Here is a 16,095-nt window from a genome sequence, read left to right as displayed (position 1 = left end):
CCCTCACCCGCCGCCCAGGCCGCACACTCGCAACGAGTACTGGATCAACCGGTCCTGCAGCGGCTTGGGCGGCACCACGATCACCACCCGCTCGGGCCCGCCGTCCACGGTGGCCCGTACCGGGAACAGGAACGCCTTCTTGGCCTCGGCGAAGGCGTGCGGGTCGCAGCGGCCGGGGGTGAGCGTCACCGGCACCTCCAGCCGCTGCTGCCCGGTCTCCAGCACGGCCACGGGCCGCCCGCCGGCCTCCGGCGTGATGATGTAGTGCGTGGTGCCGCCGAGCTCGGTCAGCGTCACCTTGCCGCCGCCGCGCCGGGTGACCACCAGGTTGCCACGCATCTCCTTGCCCACCTGCTTCCAGTCGGGCCCGAACTCGATGCCGGCCGCCTCCTTGATGAGGAACTCCGAGCATTCGTCCCGTAGCAGGCGGGTCAGCAGCGGGCTGGGGTGCGGCACCTTGAAGACCACCCGGCGCGGCTGCTCGGCGCCGGCGCGGATGTTGGCCACGACGGTGGCGGGCTGGAGCTGCGGCAGGCCCGTGGGCAGGCAGTTGGCCGCGCCGAAGGTGATGCGCAGGTCGGTGCGCTCGGTCCGCTTGATCGTGGCGTCCGTCTTTTCCGGCGGCAACGTTTTGAACGACGGCGTCACGAGCTGGACGTCGGCGAAATACACGGGTATGCCGCTGGTATTACGGACGGCCACCTCCAGCGCGTGCACGGGCTCGTCGGAACGCCATTGCTCCAGCGTGACCGATACGCCGGCGGGAGGATCCGAGGAAGGCGGCGGGGGCGGCGGCGAGGAGGCGCACCCGGCAAGAAGGACCGCCGTGACAAGGACAGGCGTAAAACGCTTCACCCGTCGCACATTAAGCCTGCTAGCGCAGGTCCGTAAGTTGAGGACTGATTACGACTCCGCATCCAAGTGCCGACAGTTCACCCCGCCATCTGGTTCGAGTACACGGCGATTTTGTACGTTTCCGTCATTCGATCGGGAGCGCTCGGCGGTGCTGACGATCCCGGCCTGGAAATGAAGGAGACACTTCATGATCCGCATTGCTCCCGTGGGGCGGGCGCTGGCTGTCGTGGCCGCCACCAGCTTGGCCCTGACGGCCTGCGGCGGTGGCGGCAGCAACACCGCCACGCAGTCCTCGCAGCCGGCCGCGCCATCCTCGTCGGCTCCCGCGGCCAAGGGCGACGGCACCCTCACGATCGGTACGCTGCTGCCCCAGACCGGTTCGCTCGCCTTCCTCGGCCCGCCCGAGTTCGCCGGCGTCGACCTGGCCATCAAGGAGATCAACGAGGCCGGGGGCGTGCTGGGCAAGCCCGTCACCAAGTACGACACCGACTCGGGCGACACCACGACCAACATCGCCTCGCAGTCGGTGGACAAGCTCCTGGCCCAGAAGGCCGACGCCATCATCGGCGCGGCGTCCTCCTCGGTGTCGGAGTCGGTGATCGACAAGATCACGGGCGCGGGCGTCATCCACTTCTCGCCTGCCAACACCTCCGACAAGTTCACCACGATCGAGGACAAGGGCCTGTACTTCCGCACCTCGCCGCCCGACAAGCTGCAGGGCCGCGTGCTCGGCGACCTGGTGGTGTCCGACGGCAACGACACCGTCGGCATCCTGGCGATGCAGGACTCCTACGGCACCGGCCTGGCGGACCAGGTGCAGAAGACGGTCACCGACGGCGGCGGCGAGGTCGTCGAGCGTGTCGACTACGACCCCAAGGCCGCCGACTTCTCCGCCGACGTGGCGAAGATCAAGGCCAAGAACCCCAAGGGCATCGTGCTGATCGGGTTCGAGGAGACCGCCAAGGTCATCCAGGAGCTGGTCAAGCAGGGCCTGCCGGCCGACAAGCACAAGTGGTACATGGTCGACGGCAACACCTCCAACACCAACTACGCCAAGATGCCCAAGGGCACGCTTGAGGGCGTCAAGGGCACCATCCCGGGCGCGGCCGCTCCGGAGGAGTTCCAGAAGAAGCTCCTCGGCATCAACCCCAAGCTGGAGGACTACAGCTACGCCCCCGAGTCCTACGACGCGATGAACCTGCTCGCCCTGGCCGCCGAGGCCGCCAAGAGCGACGCGGGCACCGACATCGCGGCCAAGCTGGCCGAGGTCAGCAAGGCCGGCGAGAAGTGCAAGGACTTCAAGAGCTGCGTCGACCTGCTCAAGGCCGGCAAGGACATCGACTACGACGGCGTGAGCGGCCCGGTCGAGTTCAACGACGCCGGTGACCCCGCCGTGGCCACCATCGGCATCTACCAGTACGGCAAGGACAACAAGTACGCCACCAAGGCGCTGGAGTACCGCACCGGCAACATCGCCGGCTGATCAGCCTCCCGCAGCACCCCGAGAAGGGCCCGGTCCGCGCGGACCGGGCCCTTCCGGCATGTCCGTCATGCGCAGCCGGCCACGATCTGCTCGGCGGCGGCCCGGTACTGCCGCAGCAGCGCGACCTGCCGGGCGTGCGGCACGTCGTTCCTGGACAGGCCCGCGGTGGCCGTCTCGACGCTCTGGACGGCGGCGTGCAGCGAGGCCGGCAGCCGGTCGCCGAACTGGAGCGTGATGCCGCGCAGCTCGGCCAGCCGGCCGATGACGGCGTCCTCGAAGTACTGCTGCTCCTCCTGGCCCTTCGGCCTCAGCATCAGGTCGGCGTACCCGATGGCCGAGACCACGCGCGCGCACGGGCTGTCGGTCGGGTCGCCGCCGGTGCTGTACCGCTGCGCCGAGGAGGCGTCCTCCTGGCAGCCGACGAGCAGGACGGGCAGGACGAGCGCCACTGTCAGCATTCGTTTCACAGCGCTCATTAAAAAACGGAGAAGGGACCCCGGGGGAGCCCCTTCTCCGTTCGATTCGGTTACGCCTTGGCCAGCGTGCCCAGGTACAGCTCGATGACCTTGGGGTCGTTGGCGAGCTGCCGGCCGGTGCCGGTGTAGGCGTTGCGGCCCTGGTCGAGCACGTAGCCGCGGTGGCAGATCTGCAGGCAGCGGCGGGCGTTCTGCTCCACCATGATCACCGTCACGCCCGCCTTGTTGATCTGCTGGGCCTGGATGAAGACCAGGTCCTGGAGCTTGGGCGACAGACCCGCCGACGGCTCGTCGAGCAGCAGCACCGACGGCTCGGTCATGAGCGCCCTGGCCATGGCCACCATCTGCCGCTCACCGCCGGACAGGGAGCCGGCGCGCTGCTTGCGCCGCTCCTTGAGCGCGGGGAACAGCTCGGCGACGAACTCGAAGCGCTCCTTGAACTTGCCGGGCACCTGGAAGGCGCCCATCTCCAGGTTCTCCTCGATGGTGAGGCTGGGGAAGACGTTGTTGGTCTGCGGCACATAGCCGACGCCGCGGGAGACCAGCGAGTGCGCCTTCATGTTCGTGATGTTCTCACCCTTGAGCAGCACCGTGCCGCTGCGGATGTTGACCAGCCCGAACATGGCCTTCAGCAGCGTCGACTTGCCGGCGCCGTTGGGGCCGATGATGCCGATCAGCTCGCCCTCTTTGACGTAGAGGTCGGAGCCGTTGAGGATGTTGACGCCCGGCAGGTAGCCGGCGATCAGCTCGTCGCACCGCAGCACGGCGTCTTCGGCGCCTTCCAGGTGCGCGGTGCGGTCGGTGACGGCCGCCTGCGACTCGGGGGCGGCCTCGGGGGCGTCGCTCACTTCTGCGTCTCCTCTTCGATCTCGGCCTCCAGAGCCGCCTCGGCCTCGTGGAGCTGCGACTCCAGTTCGGTGTCCGAGAGCGGGGCGTCGTGGTGGGCGCCGAGGTAGGCGTCGATCACGCGCTCGTCCGACATGATCGTGTCGGGTGGGCCCTCGGCGATCACGGCGCCCTGCGCCATGACGATCACCCAGTCGCTGATGTCGCGGACCATGTCCATGTCGTGCTCGACGAACAGCACCGTCATGCCCTGCTCGCGCAGGTCCTTGACGTGGCCGAGCAGCGACTGGGTCAGGGCCGGGTTCACGCCCGCCATGGGCTCGTCCAGCATGACCAGCTCCGGCTGGACCATGAGGGCGCGGGCCATCTCCAGCAGCTTGCGCTGGCCGCCGGACAACGATCCGGCGAAGTCGTCCCGCTTGGCGCCGAGCTTGAAGCGTTCGAGGAGCTCCTCTGCGCGGACGGTGATCTCGTCCTCCTGGCCGCGCCACATCGACGGGATGAGCGCCCGCCAGAACGTCTCGCCCTTCTGCCGCTGGGCGCCCAGGCGCATGTTCTCCATGACGGTCAGGCGGGACAGCGCCTTGGTGAGCTGGAAGGTGCGCACCATGCCGGCGCGGGCGACCTTGTGGGCCGGCACCCCGCTCATGCTGCGCCCGTTGAACGTCCACGAGCCGGAGTCGGCGGTGTCGAAGCCGGTGAGCTGGTTGAAGAAGGTCGTCTTGCCGGCGCCGTTGGGGCCGATCAGCGCGGTGATGGAGCCCCGCTGGATCTCGACGTGGCCGACCTCGACCGCGGTCAGGCCGCCGAAGCGGCGCACGACGTTGTCGACCGTGAGGATCGGGTCAGGCTTCGGCACGCCCGGATCGCGGGCCAGGTCCTTGAAGGCGGCCAGCGCCGCGGCCTTGCGCTCGGTGGCCGTGGATTCAGCGTGCATTGATTGCTATCTCCCTCTTGTCGCCGAAGATGCCCTGTGGCCGGAAGATGAGCAACAGGACGAGACCCAGGCCGACCAGGATCCAGCGGACGGCGCCCACCTGGTTCGTGTCCATGAAGGTGATGATCCCGGCGCCGACGGCCTCGGACAGCACGCCGTAGATCAGGACGAGCAGCACCCAGAAGATCGACGCGCCCACGACGGGGCCGAGCACGCGGGCGGCGCCGCCGAGGATGACCATCGTGTACGCGTAGAACGTGGTCTCGGTGCCGAAGATGTCGGGCTGGACGGAGGCGTAGGCCAGGCCGTAGATGAAGCCGCCCAGGCAGCCCACGACGCCGCCCAGGATGAGCGACTGCATCTTGTAGGAGAAGACGTTCTTGCCGAGGCTGCGCACGGCGTCCTCGTCCTCGCGGATGGCCTTGAGCACGCGGCCCCAGGGGCTCTTCATCAGCAGGTAGACCAGCCCGCAGCACAGGGCGATGAGCACCCAGCCGACGGTCAGCACCCACAACACCCGGTGGTTGAAGAACAGGGGGACGGAGCCGAGGTTGAAGCCGTACTGGCCCTCGGGGTAGGGGTTGAGCGCGTAGAAGCCGTCGGAGAAGCCGCGCTGGCCGTCCGAGCCGCCGAAGACGCTCTTGAACGCCACCGAGCGGAACACCAGCCGGACGATCTCGGCCGCCGCGATGGTCACGATGGCCAGGTAGTCGGCGCGCAGCTGGAGGGTCGGGATGCCGAGCAGGATCGCCAGGAGCACCGCGGCGAGCAGGCCGACGATGATGCCGACCCAGAACGGCAGGCCCATCACGGTGACGGTGACGGCCAGGCCGTACCCGGCCACGCCCATGAACGCCGCCTGGCCGAAGTTGAGCAGGCCGGTGTAGCCGAATTGGATGTTGATGCCGATCGCGGCGAGCGCGTACAGCACGGTCTCGACGCCGACCGCGGACTTCAGCGTCGTGCTGATGATCGTGATCCAGTCCATTCTGATCCTCCCCCGATCAGCCGATTCGCTCGCGGCGGCCCAGGATGCCCTGGGGCCGGACGAGGAGCACGATGATGAGCACGACCAGCGCGCCGACGCTCTTGAGCTCCGGCGGCACCCACAGGGTCGAGACCTGGATGAACAGGCCGACCACCAGCGAGCCGACCAGCGCGCCGAAGGCGGTGCCGAGCCCGCCGAGCGTGACGCCGGCGAAGATGAGCAGCAGGATGTCCTGGCCCATCGTGTACTTCAGGTTCTGGGAGAGCCCGAGCATGATGCCGGCCAGCGCCGCGATGGCGCCGCCCAGGGTCCAGATGATCCGGATGACCCGGTCGACGTTGATGCCGGACGAGGCCGCGAGCGCGGGGTTGTCCGACACGGCCCTGGCCGCCTTGCCGGTACGGGTGCGCAGCAGCGCGAAGCCGACCAGCAGCAGCACGGCCAGCTCGATGCCCATCGCCACGAAGTTCTTGGGCGCCGCGGAGATCGGCCCGAACTCGACACCCGGCTGGGCCGTGTACTGGGCGTAGGCCTCGTTCTGGCCGCCGAAGAAGATCAGCATGACGTAGCGCATGACCAGCGCGACGCCGATGGAGACGATCATCATGGCGACGATGCCGGTGCCGCGCCTGCGCAGCTGGCCCCAGAAGAGCCGGTCCTGGGCGTATCCGAACGCGCCGCCCAGCGCCACGGCGAGCACCGCGGCGGGTATGAGATGGAGGCCGAAGCCCACGTTGAACATGTACGCCAGCACGGCGCCGAGCGTGACCAGCTCACCGTGGGCGAAGTTGGTCAGGCCGGTCGTGCCGTAGATCAGCGACAGGCCGAGCGCGGCCAGGGCGATGATCAGCCCGAGGTTGAGCCCCTCGAAGGCGAGCTGCGCCGCGGTGTCCCAGACGCTGCTCTCCCCGCTCTCGTCTCCCTGTGGCTGCCCGGCGACACCCTTGGCCTGCAACGCGAACAGCACGGTCGAGCAGTTGCCCTCGAAGACGGTCGGCGTGCGGACGTTGCTGCCCCCGCGCACCTCGGCGTTCTTCGGAAGGGAGTTCAGGTCAAGGGTGACCTTGAACTTGCCCTTGTCGGTAGGAACTTCCCACGTGCCCTGTGCGTTTGTAGTGACCTCCTTGACGGGTTGTCCGCCCTCGGTGGTCACGGCGATTTTGACGCCGTTCACTGGCTGGCCTTGGAGTTTGAGCGTCCCCTTCAAACCCTGGCATCCGGCCGGCCCCGCCTGCGCGGGACTGGCCAGCAGGAAGATGAGTCCACCCAGGAAGGCCGTGAACGCGATCACGGCTCTGCGCAATGGTGCTCCCTCAAATAGGTCAAGGCGGGGTTGTACCCCTCCATCTCGACACGCGCGCATCGCAGGCACAACTGGGATGCAATGGCGGGAGCTTATTCCGCAGACGCCCGTTTCAGTATGGTTCGTCACCAATTAGTGACATGCGTGTGCCACACATGTGAGCAAACAACGCGGCAGGTCAGGGGCTAAATGAGGGAAGACGCCTGGCCCACACCGAAAACGAAACGGTAACGATGGGGAGAAAACGTGGACGAGCCCGCGGAGCGGCCTTTGGGGCCATGTAGGGCTTCCCCGGCCGTACACGTTATCTACCGGGCCTCCCCGCGGGCTCTGTTCGGACAACCGTAGCGATCGATGGGGCCGCTGCGCAAAGGTTCGGTCAAAGTGACGTCAGGGGCGCTGGTCGCGCAGCATGCACGTCAATCTGGAGGTGCACACCCGCCGTCCCTCCTCGTCGGTGATCTCGATGTCGTACGTCGCCAAAGTGCGTCCGCCGTGCAACCGCGTCGCGACCCCGGTCACGTACCCGGAGGTCGCCGAGCGGTGATGGGTGGCGTTGATCTCGATGCCGACGGCGATGCGGCCGGGGCCGGCGTGGATCGCCGCGGCCACCGAGCCGAGCGTCTCGGCCAGCACCGCCGACGCGCCGCCGTGCAGCAGGCCGTAGGGCTGGGTGTTGCCCTCGACCGGCATCCTGCCGACGACGCGCTCGGGCCCGGCCTCGACGAACTCGATGCCCATACGGTGGGCCAGCGTGCCCTCGTGCACCGCGCCGTACGCGGAGAAGTCAAGAGGATCGGTCTGCGTCAAGGGGATGTCTCCACTCTTCCGAGCTCGGGTTTTCTGTCGTTGACGCAGACTAGGCTGCGTACGTGCCGAAGAGTGAAGTGACCCCCAGCCGCCCGTGCCTGTTGCTGCTTGACGGGCATTCCCTGGCCTACCGCGCCTTCTACGCGCTCAAAGACGCCAACCTCATGACCACCGACGGTCAGCACACCGAGGCGGTCTACGGGTTCACCTCGATGCTGACGAACATCCTGCGCGACGAGCAGCCGACCCACGTGGCGGTGGCCTTCGACCGGTCGGAGCCGACGTTCCGCCACGAGGAGTACTCCGACTACAAGGCCAACCGGAGCGAGACCCCCGAAGACTTCCGCGGCCAGATGCAGCTCATCTACGAGCTGCTCGACACGCTGCGCATCCCGCACCTGTCCAAGGCGGGCTTCGAGGCCGACGACCTCATCGCCACCCTGGCCACCCGCGCGGCCGGCGACGGGATGAACGTGCTGATCGTCACCGGCGACCGCGACGCCCTGCAGCTCGTCAACGAGCACGTCACCGTGCTGATGACGCGCCGCGGCATCAGCGACATGACGCGGTTCACCCCCGAGGCGGTCGAGGAGAAGTACGGCCTGACCCCGGCCCAGTACCCCGACTTCGCCGCCCTGCGCGGCGACCCCAGCGACAACCTGCTGTCCATCCCCAGCGTCGGCGAGAAGACCGCGGCCAAGTGGGTGCGCGAGTTCGGCTCGCTCACCGCCCTGGTCGACCGCGTCGACGAGGTCAAGGGCAAGGTCGGCGACAAACTGCGCGAGCACGTCGCCCAGGTGCTGATGAACCGCCGCCTGACCGAGCTGCTGCGCGACGTGCCGCTCGACGTCGAGCTCGGCGACCTCACCCAGGGCGCGTGGGAGCGCGAGGAGATCAACAAGCTGTTCGACACCCTCCAGATCCGCGGCGAGCTGCGCGAGCGCGTCTTCAAGGTGCTCGGCACCGGCGAGGCGGAGCCCGAGCAGGGCTTCGAGGTCGAGACCGTCATCCTCGGGCCCGACCGGGTGGCCGGCTGGCTGGCGGCGCTCCCGCAGGGCCGCGCCGGGCTGGCCTTCAAGGGCTCCTACGGCAGCGGCTCGGGCCGCATCGACGGCATCGCCATCGCCTCGCCCGACGGCACCGCCGCCCACATCGACCCCGTCAAGCTCACCGAGGCCGACGAGGCGGCGCTGCGGGCCTGGCTGGGCGACCAGAGCAGGCCCAAGGCCGTCCACGACGCCAAGGGCCCGATCCTGGCCCTGTGGGCCCAGGGCATGGAGCTGCGCGGCCTGAGCTGCGACACCGCGCTGGCCGCCTACCTCGCCATGCCGGGCCAGCGCACGTTCGCGCTGGAAGACCTGGCCAGGCGCTACCTCCACCGCGACCTGCGGGCCGAGGAGGAGTCCGGCGGCCAGGCCGCGCTGTTCGGCGACGACGAAGACGCGCCGGCCAAAGACCTCGCGCTGCGCGCCCACGCCGTGCGCGAGCTGGCCGAATCCCTCGAGGGCTTCCTGGCCGGCCGCGGCGGCACCCAGCTCCTGACCGACGTCGAGCTGCCGCTGCTGTCGGTGCTGGCCGAGATGGAGCGAGCCGGCATCGCCGTCGACAGCCAATACTTCGCGGGCCTGGAGGCCGAGTTCGGCGCCGCGGTCAAGCACGCCGTGGAGGAGGCCCACCGCTCGGTCGGCGAGCAGTTCAACCTGGGCTCGCCCAAGCAGCTCCAGGAGATCCTGTTCACCCGGCTCAACCTGCCGAAGACGAAGAAGATCAAGACCGGCTACAGCACCGACGCCGACCAGCTCGCCTGGCTCGCCACCCAGACCGAGCACGAGCTGCCGACGATCATGCTGCGCCACCGCGACCAGCAGAAGCTGCGCACCACGGTCGAGGGCCTGATCAAGGAGGTCGGCGACGACGGGCGCATCCACACCACGTTCAACCAGATCATCGCCGCGACCGGCCGCCTGTCGTCGGAGAAGCCCAACCTGCAGAACATCCCGATCCGCACCGCCGAGGGCCGCCGCATCCGGCAGGGCTTCGTGGTCGGCGAGGGCTACGAGCGGCTGCTGACGGCCGACTACAGCCAGATCGAGCTGCGCATCATGGCCCACCTGTCCGGCGACGAGTCGCTGATCGAGGCCTTCGAGTCCGGCCACGACTTCCACCAGGCCACCGCGGCCCGGGTGTTCGACCTGCCGCCCGAGCAGATCGACAGCGAGCTGCGGGCGCGCATCAAGGCGATGAACTACGGCCTGGCCTACGGCCTGTCCGACTTCGGCCTGTCCGGGCAGCTCAACATCCCGGTCTCGGAGGCGCGGGCGCTGAAGGAGGAGTACTTCACCGAGTTCGGTGGCGTGCGCGACTTCCTGCAGGCCATCGTGGCCCAGGCGCGCACCGACGGCTACACCGAGACGATCATGGGCCGCCGCCGCTACCTGCCCGACCTGACCAGCGACAACCGCCAGCGCAGGGAGATGGCCGAGCGCATGGCGCTCAACGCCCCCATCCAGGGCTCGGCGGCCGACATCATCAAGGTCGCCATGCTCCACGTCCACCAGGCCATCGCCGAGGAGGGGCTGGCCTCGCGGATGTTGCTGCAGGTCCACGACGAGCTGGTGTTCGAGGTCGCGCCGGGCGAGCTGGAGACGCTGCGGCAGCTCGTGTGCGACCAGATGAACGCCGCCTACCACCTGCGCGTTCCGCTGGAGGTCTCGGTGGGCGTCGGGCGTACGTGGCAGGACGCCGGCCACTGACCATGTTTATCCCGACACGGCGGGGCAGACCGACATATCGCGAACGGCGTGGCCCCGCCGTCTCCGGGGCTTCTCGTCTACGCTGAAGATAGTTTTGGCCGAGATGCGGGAGATTTGTGCGGGTACCAGCGTCCTTCACGCGGATCATCGCAATCGCGAACGCGGCCGTGGTGACCGTGGCCGTCGTCGGGCTGAGCCTCTTACCTGACGGTGAGACTCCTACTACCCAGGCGTCGGCCCGGGTCGGCGTGATCGCTCCCGTCTCACCCCCGCAGGGGCAGCCGCAGGACACCTCCCAGCCTCCCGGCGTGGTCGCCACCCCCGAGTTCGCCCGGCAGGTGCGCGCCAACGAGGCGGGCATGGTGCCGATCATCATGTACCACCGGATCCTGCGCAAGCGCGTGGCCTCCATCGACCGCACCCCCGACCAGCTCAGGCAGGAGCTGGAGAAGCTGGCCAGGCAGGGCTACGTGCCCATCACGGCCAGGGAGTTCGCCACCGGCGACATCCGGGTGCCGGCCGGGCGGTTCCCGGTCGTGCTGACGTTCGACGACGGTCACCGGAGCCACTTCGCGCTCGACGACGCGGGCAACCCCAAGCCCGACACCGCCGTCGGCGTGATCCTCGACGTGGCCGCCCGTTATCCCTCGTTCCGGCCGGCCGCGACGTTCTGGATCACCCGTGAGCCGTTCGGGCTGCGCGATCAGGAGCGGCAGGCGGCCGCGGTGCGGTGGCTGGTCGATCACGGCTTCGAGGTGGCCAACCACACCTGGTCCCATCCGGACCTGCGGCGGCTGGGGAAGAAGAAGGTGCGCGAGCAGATCGTCCGGCTGGAGCGGCTGCTCAAGAAGTTGGGGGCGCCGCCGGACAAGACCCTGGCCCTGCCGTACGGGTCGGTGCCGCGGCCCAAGAAGCTCGCCCGGACCGGCTCCTGGGACGGGACCCGCTATGATTTCGCCGGCGTGTTCCTCGCCGGGGCCCAGCCGTCCCTTTCGCCCTTCGCGAAAGACTACGACCGTGGGGCGATCCAGCGGATCCAGAGCAACGGCAAGCGGGGAGAGTGCCGCAAGTGGTGCTCCCAGTACTGGCTGGAGTGGCTGAACAAGCACCCTGGCGAGCGCTACGTCTCGGACGGCGATCCCACGCGGATCTCCATCCCGCGCAAACTACGGGGTAATATCAACCCCAAGCGGGAGTCCCAGATCATCGCGTACTGATGTGCCTCCGGATTGACCCCGTGGCCAAGGTCTCATATGCTGATCGCTGCGCTGTGGGCTCGCGCGCGCCTCAGACGGAGCGGGCTCGCGCTCGGTCACGTCGATGTCGTAATTCCTCGGCTTGATGCGGAAGAGGGCCTGCCGCGCATCCGCCACATCGACATCCTGTCCGCGTTCGGAGCAATTCCACACATGACGTCCAGCACTGAGGCCACCTCGAGCACCCCGCAGGTAGCGGTCAACGACATCGGGTCCGAGGAAGCCTTCCTCGCAGCGATCGACGAGACCATCAAATACTTCAACGACGGCGACATCGTCGAGGGCACCGTCGTCAAGGTCGATCGAGACGAGGTCCTTCTCGATATCGGCTACAAGACCGAGGGTGTCATCCCCTCGCGCGAGCTTTCGATCAAGCACGATGTCGACCCTGCTGACGTCGTGGAGGTCGGGGAGCACGTCGAGGCCCTGGTTCTCCAGAAGGAGGACAAAGAGGGCCGCCTGATCCTGTCCAAGAAGCGTGCGCAGTACGAGCGCGCCTGGGGCACGATCGAGAAGATCAAGGACGAGGACGGCATCGTCACCGGTACCGTCATCGAGGTCGTCAAGGGTGGTCTCATCCTCGACATCGGCCTGCGCGGCTTCCTCCCCGCCTCCCTGGTCGAGATGCGACGGGTCCGCGACCTGCAGCCGTACGTCGGCCGCGAGCTCGAGGCGAAGATCATCGAACTCGACAAGAACCGCAACAACGTGGTTCTCTCCCGCCGCGCCTGGCTGGAGCAGACGCAGTCCGAGGTTCGCCAGACGTTCCTCAACACCCTGCAGAAGGGCCAGGTCCGCAAGGGCGTCGTCTCCTCGATCGTCAACTTCGGCGCCTTCGTCGATCTTGGCGGGGTCGACGGTCTGGTCCACGTGTCCGAGCTGTCCTGGAAGCACATCGACCACCCTTCCGAGGTCGTCGAGGTGGGCCAGGAGGTCACGGTCGAGGTCCTCGACGTCGACATGGAGCGCGAGCGCGTCTCCCTGTCGCTCAAGGCCACGCAGGAAGACCCGTGGCAGCAGTTCGCCCGTACCCACCAGATCGGCCAGGTCGTGCCGGGCCGCGTCACCAAGCTGGTGCCGTTCGGTGCGTTCGTCCGGGTCGAGGAGGGCATCGAGGGCCTGGTCCACATCTCCGAGCTGGCCGAGCGCCACGTGGAGATCCCGGAGCAGGTCGTCCAGGTCGGCGACGAGATCTTCGTGAAGATCATCGACATCGACCTCGACCGTCGTCGCATCAGCCTCTCGCTGAAGCAGGCCAACGAGGGTGTCGGCACCGAGGTCGAGTTCGACCCGACCCTCTACGGCATGGCGGCCACGTACGACGACCAGGGCAACTACATCTACCCCGAGGGCTTCGACCCGGAGACCGGGGAGTGGCTCGAGGGCTTCGACAAGCAGCGTGAGGAGTGGGAGCGGCAGTACGCCGAGGCCCAGACGCGCTTCGAGGCTCACCGCAAGCAGATCGAGGAGGCCCGCAAGGCCGAGGCGGAGGCCGGCGAGGCCGCTCCCTCGTCCTACAGCGGCGAGACCGCTCCTCCGTCGGGCAGCTCGTCGTCGGCTCCGGCCAGCGGCGCGCTCGCCTCTGACGAGGCGCTCGCAGCCCTCCGCGAGAAGCTCGCGGGCGGCCAGAGCTAAGGCTCAGCCTTGAAAGGCCCCGCACGGGTTTCCGTGCGGGGCTTTTTCATGCCTTTTTCTGGGACGGGCACCGCGGGAGAGCCTTGCCGCCCGGGGGTTCTTTTGTGATGCCCTTTCGCATCGACATTCCGTGAGCCCGCCCTCGACAGAGCGGCCGCGCCGCACCCGGTGAGCCGGGGCCGCGGCCGGGCGGAGGGGGCTGGGGGCGTGCCGGTTGGCCGCCTGCGCGGGCGTGCTGGTTCGACGGGTCCCGGCCATCGGTTTCGCGGCACCGCTGAGAGGGTCGCCTTCTCACCGTTTCCCGGGCCGTCAGGGGAGCGGCCGTGGAGCATCGCCCGCCCGGCCCGGACGTGGGCCGAGCTCATGTCCCGCCCGGGCCACGACGGGTACGGTCGCCCCGTGGAGGCGCTGCTCACACCGGCTCGCCGCGAGCGCAGGGGGCTGCCCTCCCCGCCGGACTCAGCAGGAGCGGGGGCTGGCCATAAAGCAGCAGGGAGTACCGACGAGGGTCCTATGGGCCTGGCGATCGAGCAGTGGGCAGGGGCGTCGCACGGTGGCTGACGAGCGGGCGGGGCGTCGCGTTCCGCAGGCGTGATCTGTGGTGGGGAGCCTGAGTCGCATGGTGGGCCTGGGGACAGCTTTCTCTGACCGGTGACGGGTGCGGGCTTCGGCGGCACGGAGAATCGCCGAGCGGGCCCAAGATTTTACCCACCGACCTTTTACGACTTCTCTACCTGCGAAGACGGCCGCTGGGAAACTGGCATGCGGCTGGAGGTACGAGCGTTCGGGGGCGATGCGGTGCTAATGGTTCGGCGCGTGATCCCGGTGGTGGCGGCCGTCACCGTCCTGGTCCTGGCGGCAGGCGGGGGAGTCGGGCAGGCGATGCGGCTGGCGGCGTCGCCGACCCCCTGGCCGGAACGCGACGTGACCGAGCTCGCGGAGCCGCAACCGAAGGCCGCCTGGCCTCAGAACCCGGAACAGGACGCAGTCGGACCGGCAGGCGCGGAGCTGGGAGCGACCGGATCGGCAGGCTCGGCGCTGGAGGCGGCCGGGTCGGCAGCGCCGGAGCTTGGGGCGGCCGGGTCGGCAGGGCCGGAGCTTGGGGCGCCCGAGCTGGATGCGGCGAGGGTGGAGCGGGGCGTTGCCGGGCGCGTGCGGCCGGCGCCTGGGCGGGAGACGCTCTCCTGGACCGAGTGCGGCGGGGGGCTGCGGTGCGCCACGTTGCCCGTCCCCGCTGACTGGGCCAGGCCGCGCGAGGCCCGCGTGGCCGTCCAGCTCGCCATGCTGCCCGCCCAGGACCCGCTGCGGCGGCTCGGCGCGCTGGTGGTCAACACGGGGTCCGCATCGGTCGTACGAGAGGTCGCGGCGCGGCCGGACACCGTGGGCGAACTGGCCAGGTGGTTCGACGTCGTGCTGGTCGAGGCGCGCGGGGCCGGGGACGGGGGGCACGCGGGGGCGTGCCCCCGGTCCCGGCCGGTCCCGGCGCGGCTCCAGGTGGCCGAGGGGCGGACGGCCTGGCGCATGTTCGCCCGGGACAACGCCGCCTACGACAGGTCCTGCCGTGCCGCGCTCGGGCCCGCCTACGCCGGGCTGACGTCCTGGCAGGTCGCCCACGACCTCGATGCCGTACGCGCCGCGCTGGGGGAGTCGCGGCTGCGCTACCTCGGCAACGGCTACGGGAGCGTGTACGGGCAGGCGTACCTGGAGCTGTTCCCCGGCCGGGCCGGGCGGATGTACCTGGAGGGGCTGCCCGACCACACCGAGACCGGGCTCGAACGGCGGCTGCTCGCCCACGCCCGCGCCCAGGAGCGGCAGCTCGGGTACTTCCGCGACTGGTGCCGGAACCGTCCCGGCTGCCCGCTCGGCCACGCGGACGCCGTCCGGGTGTTCGACGGCCTGGTCAGGCGCGCGCCTCTGGGGCTCGGCGGCGGCGAGCGTACGGTCAGCGGGCACGAGATCGCCGCCGCCGTCTGGGCGGGCCTCACGCCGGCACGGTGGCCGGCGCTCGCGCACGCCCTCTCCAGAGCCAGAACGGGCGACGCCACGGGCCTGGCCGCCCTGCTCCCCGCCGAGCCCCCACAGGCCACCCCTCCCGGCCCGACGGGAGGGACCCCCGGTGTGGCGGGGGGAGGCGTCGCGTCCGGGGCGCGGGTGGCTTCGGGGGCGGTCGGAGCGGTGCCCCGGCCTGGGACGACGGTTCCCCGCGCGGTGGGGGGAGTGGGGGAGACGGGGCCGGGGAGTGCGGAGGGGGTCAGGTGGTGTCATGACTTCGGGCTGGCGGTGCCCGGTTATCGCCGGTTCCTCCAGATGGAGGCACGACTGCGGAAGGCGGCCCCCCGGGTGGGGTGGCTGAGCGGGCGGGCGGAGGTCGCCAGGTGCCTGGGGGCGGCGCGCTCGCCGGGCTGGGCGCCGCACCCGCTGGCGGCCGGGCTCAGGGTGCCGCCGGTGCTGGTGGGCGTGGGACGGCTGGACAACGAGACGCCGTCCTCCGGGGCGGCGCGGCTGGCCAGGCAGATCCCCGGGGCGAGGGTGCTGTGGCACGGGGACGGGCAGGGCGCGTACCTGGCGCAGGGCGTGAGCAGGCTGCGCGCGGCCTGCCTGCGTACGAAGGTGCACGACTACCTGGTCAACGGCGTGCTGCCGAAGCCGGGCACGTTCTGCCCGGGCGAGCTCACGGCGGGCAACGCTCCCTAGCCGGAAGCGCGAAAGGACGTCCGGGTCAGGAGGGCGTGAAAGTCGGCGGTGGCGACGGA

Annotated in this window: 12 protein-coding genes; 5 read left to right on the top strand and 7 right to left on the bottom strand. The window is 69.5% G+C overall.

Going from position 1 to position 16,095, the window contains the following annotated elements; all coding sequences use genetic code 11:
- Positions 1-3: 3 nt before the first annotated feature.
- Positions 4-717: a hypothetical protein gene (locus ACNF49_RS41810; RefSeq protein ID WP_498703349.1), complete on the bottom strand. Its 714-nt coding sequence runs from the start codon at positions 715-717 to the stop codon at positions 4-6.
- A gap of 325 nt (positions 718-1,042) precedes the next feature.
- Here ACNF49_RS41810 and ACNF49_RS41805 point away from each other — a divergent pair, with 325 nt between their 5' ends.
- The gene (locus ACNF49_RS41805; protein ID WP_357968212.1) at positions 1,043-2,338 is read left to right on the top strand and encodes an ABC transporter substrate-binding protein; all 1,296 of its coding nucleotides are present in this window, start codon (positions 1,043-1,045) and stop codon (positions 2,336-2,338) included.
- Between the two features lie 65 nt (positions 2,339-2,403).
- Here the strand turns inward: ACNF49_RS41805 and ACNF49_RS41800 are convergent, their stop codons facing one another.
- The 6 genes from ACNF49_RS41800 to ACNF49_RS41775 form a co-directional block, all read right to left on the bottom strand.
- Complete coding sequence (locus ACNF49_RS41800; protein WP_352358300.1) at positions 2,404-2,805, bottom strand: hypothetical protein; 402 nt, start codon at positions 2,803-2,805, stop codon at positions 2,404-2,406.
- 59 nt (positions 2,806-2,864) lie between these two features.
- Positions 2,865-3,662: an ABC transporter ATP-binding protein gene (locus ACNF49_RS41795; RefSeq protein WP_352331023.1), complete on the bottom strand. Its 798-nt coding sequence runs from the start codon at positions 3,660-3,662 to the stop codon at positions 2,865-2,867.
- Entirely contained in the window at positions 3,659-4,597 is a 939-nt protein-coding gene (locus ACNF49_RS41790; protein WP_482941221.1) for an ABC transporter ATP-binding protein, read from the bottom strand. The genes ACNF49_RS41795 and ACNF49_RS41790 overlap by 4 nt, the downstream gene beginning before the upstream one ends.
- The gene (locus ACNF49_RS41785; RefSeq protein ID WP_352358296.1) at positions 4,587-5,585 is read right to left on the bottom strand and encodes a branched-chain amino acid ABC transporter permease; all 999 of its coding nucleotides are present in this window, start codon (positions 5,583-5,585) and stop codon (positions 4,587-4,589) included. The genes ACNF49_RS41790 and ACNF49_RS41785 overlap by 11 nt, the downstream gene beginning before the upstream one ends.
- 16 nt (positions 5,586-5,601) lie before the next feature.
- Positions 5,602-6,759 carry a branched-chain amino acid ABC transporter permease gene (locus ACNF49_RS41780; protein ID WP_482941220.1) on the bottom strand — a complete coding sequence of 386 codons (1,158 nt, stop codon included), beginning with the start codon at positions 6,757-6,759 and terminating at the stop codon, positions 5,602-5,604.
- A gap of 519 nt (positions 6,760-7,278) precedes the next feature.
- On the bottom strand, positions 7,279-7,629 hold the full coding sequence (locus ACNF49_RS41775; RefSeq protein WP_387645449.1) for a PaaI family thioesterase: 351 nt from the start codon (positions 7,627-7,629) through the stop codon (positions 7,279-7,281).
- A 131-nt stretch (positions 7,630-7,760) separates the two neighbouring features.
- Between ACNF49_RS41775 and polA the strand changes: the two genes are divergently transcribed.
- The 4 genes from polA to ACNF49_RS41755 all read left to right on the top strand — a co-directional run bounded on the left by polA (position 7,761) and on the right by ACNF49_RS41755 (position 16,036).
- Positions 7,761-10,451 (top strand): DNA polymerase I, encoded by a 2,691-nt coding sequence (polA, locus tag ACNF49_RS41770; protein WP_357968220.1) that lies wholly within the window; start codon positions 7,761-7,763, stop codon positions 10,449-10,451.
- 116 nt (positions 10,452-10,567) lie between these two features.
- Positions 10,568-11,668 carry a polysaccharide deacetylase family protein gene (locus ACNF49_RS41765; RefSeq protein ID WP_498703345.1) on the top strand — a complete coding sequence of 367 codons (1,101 nt, stop codon included), beginning with the start codon at positions 10,568-10,570 and terminating at the stop codon, positions 11,666-11,668.
- 192 nt (positions 11,669-11,860) lie between these two features.
- Entirely contained in the window at positions 11,861-13,342 is a 1,482-nt protein-coding gene (gene rpsA / locus ACNF49_RS41760; RefSeq protein WP_352358288.1) for a 30S ribosomal protein S1, read from the top strand.
- Between the two features lie 816 nt (positions 13,343-14,158).
- On the top strand, positions 14,159-16,036 hold the full coding sequence (locus ACNF49_RS41755; protein WP_482941218.1) for an alpha/beta hydrolase: 1,878 nt from the start codon (positions 14,159-14,161) through the stop codon (positions 16,034-16,036).
- The last annotated feature ends 59 nt before the right edge of the window (positions 16,037-16,095 follow it).

Source organism: Actinomadura sp. ATCC 39365 (assembly GCF_054392275.1).
This window is presented reverse-complemented; position numbering and strand designations above follow the sequence as displayed.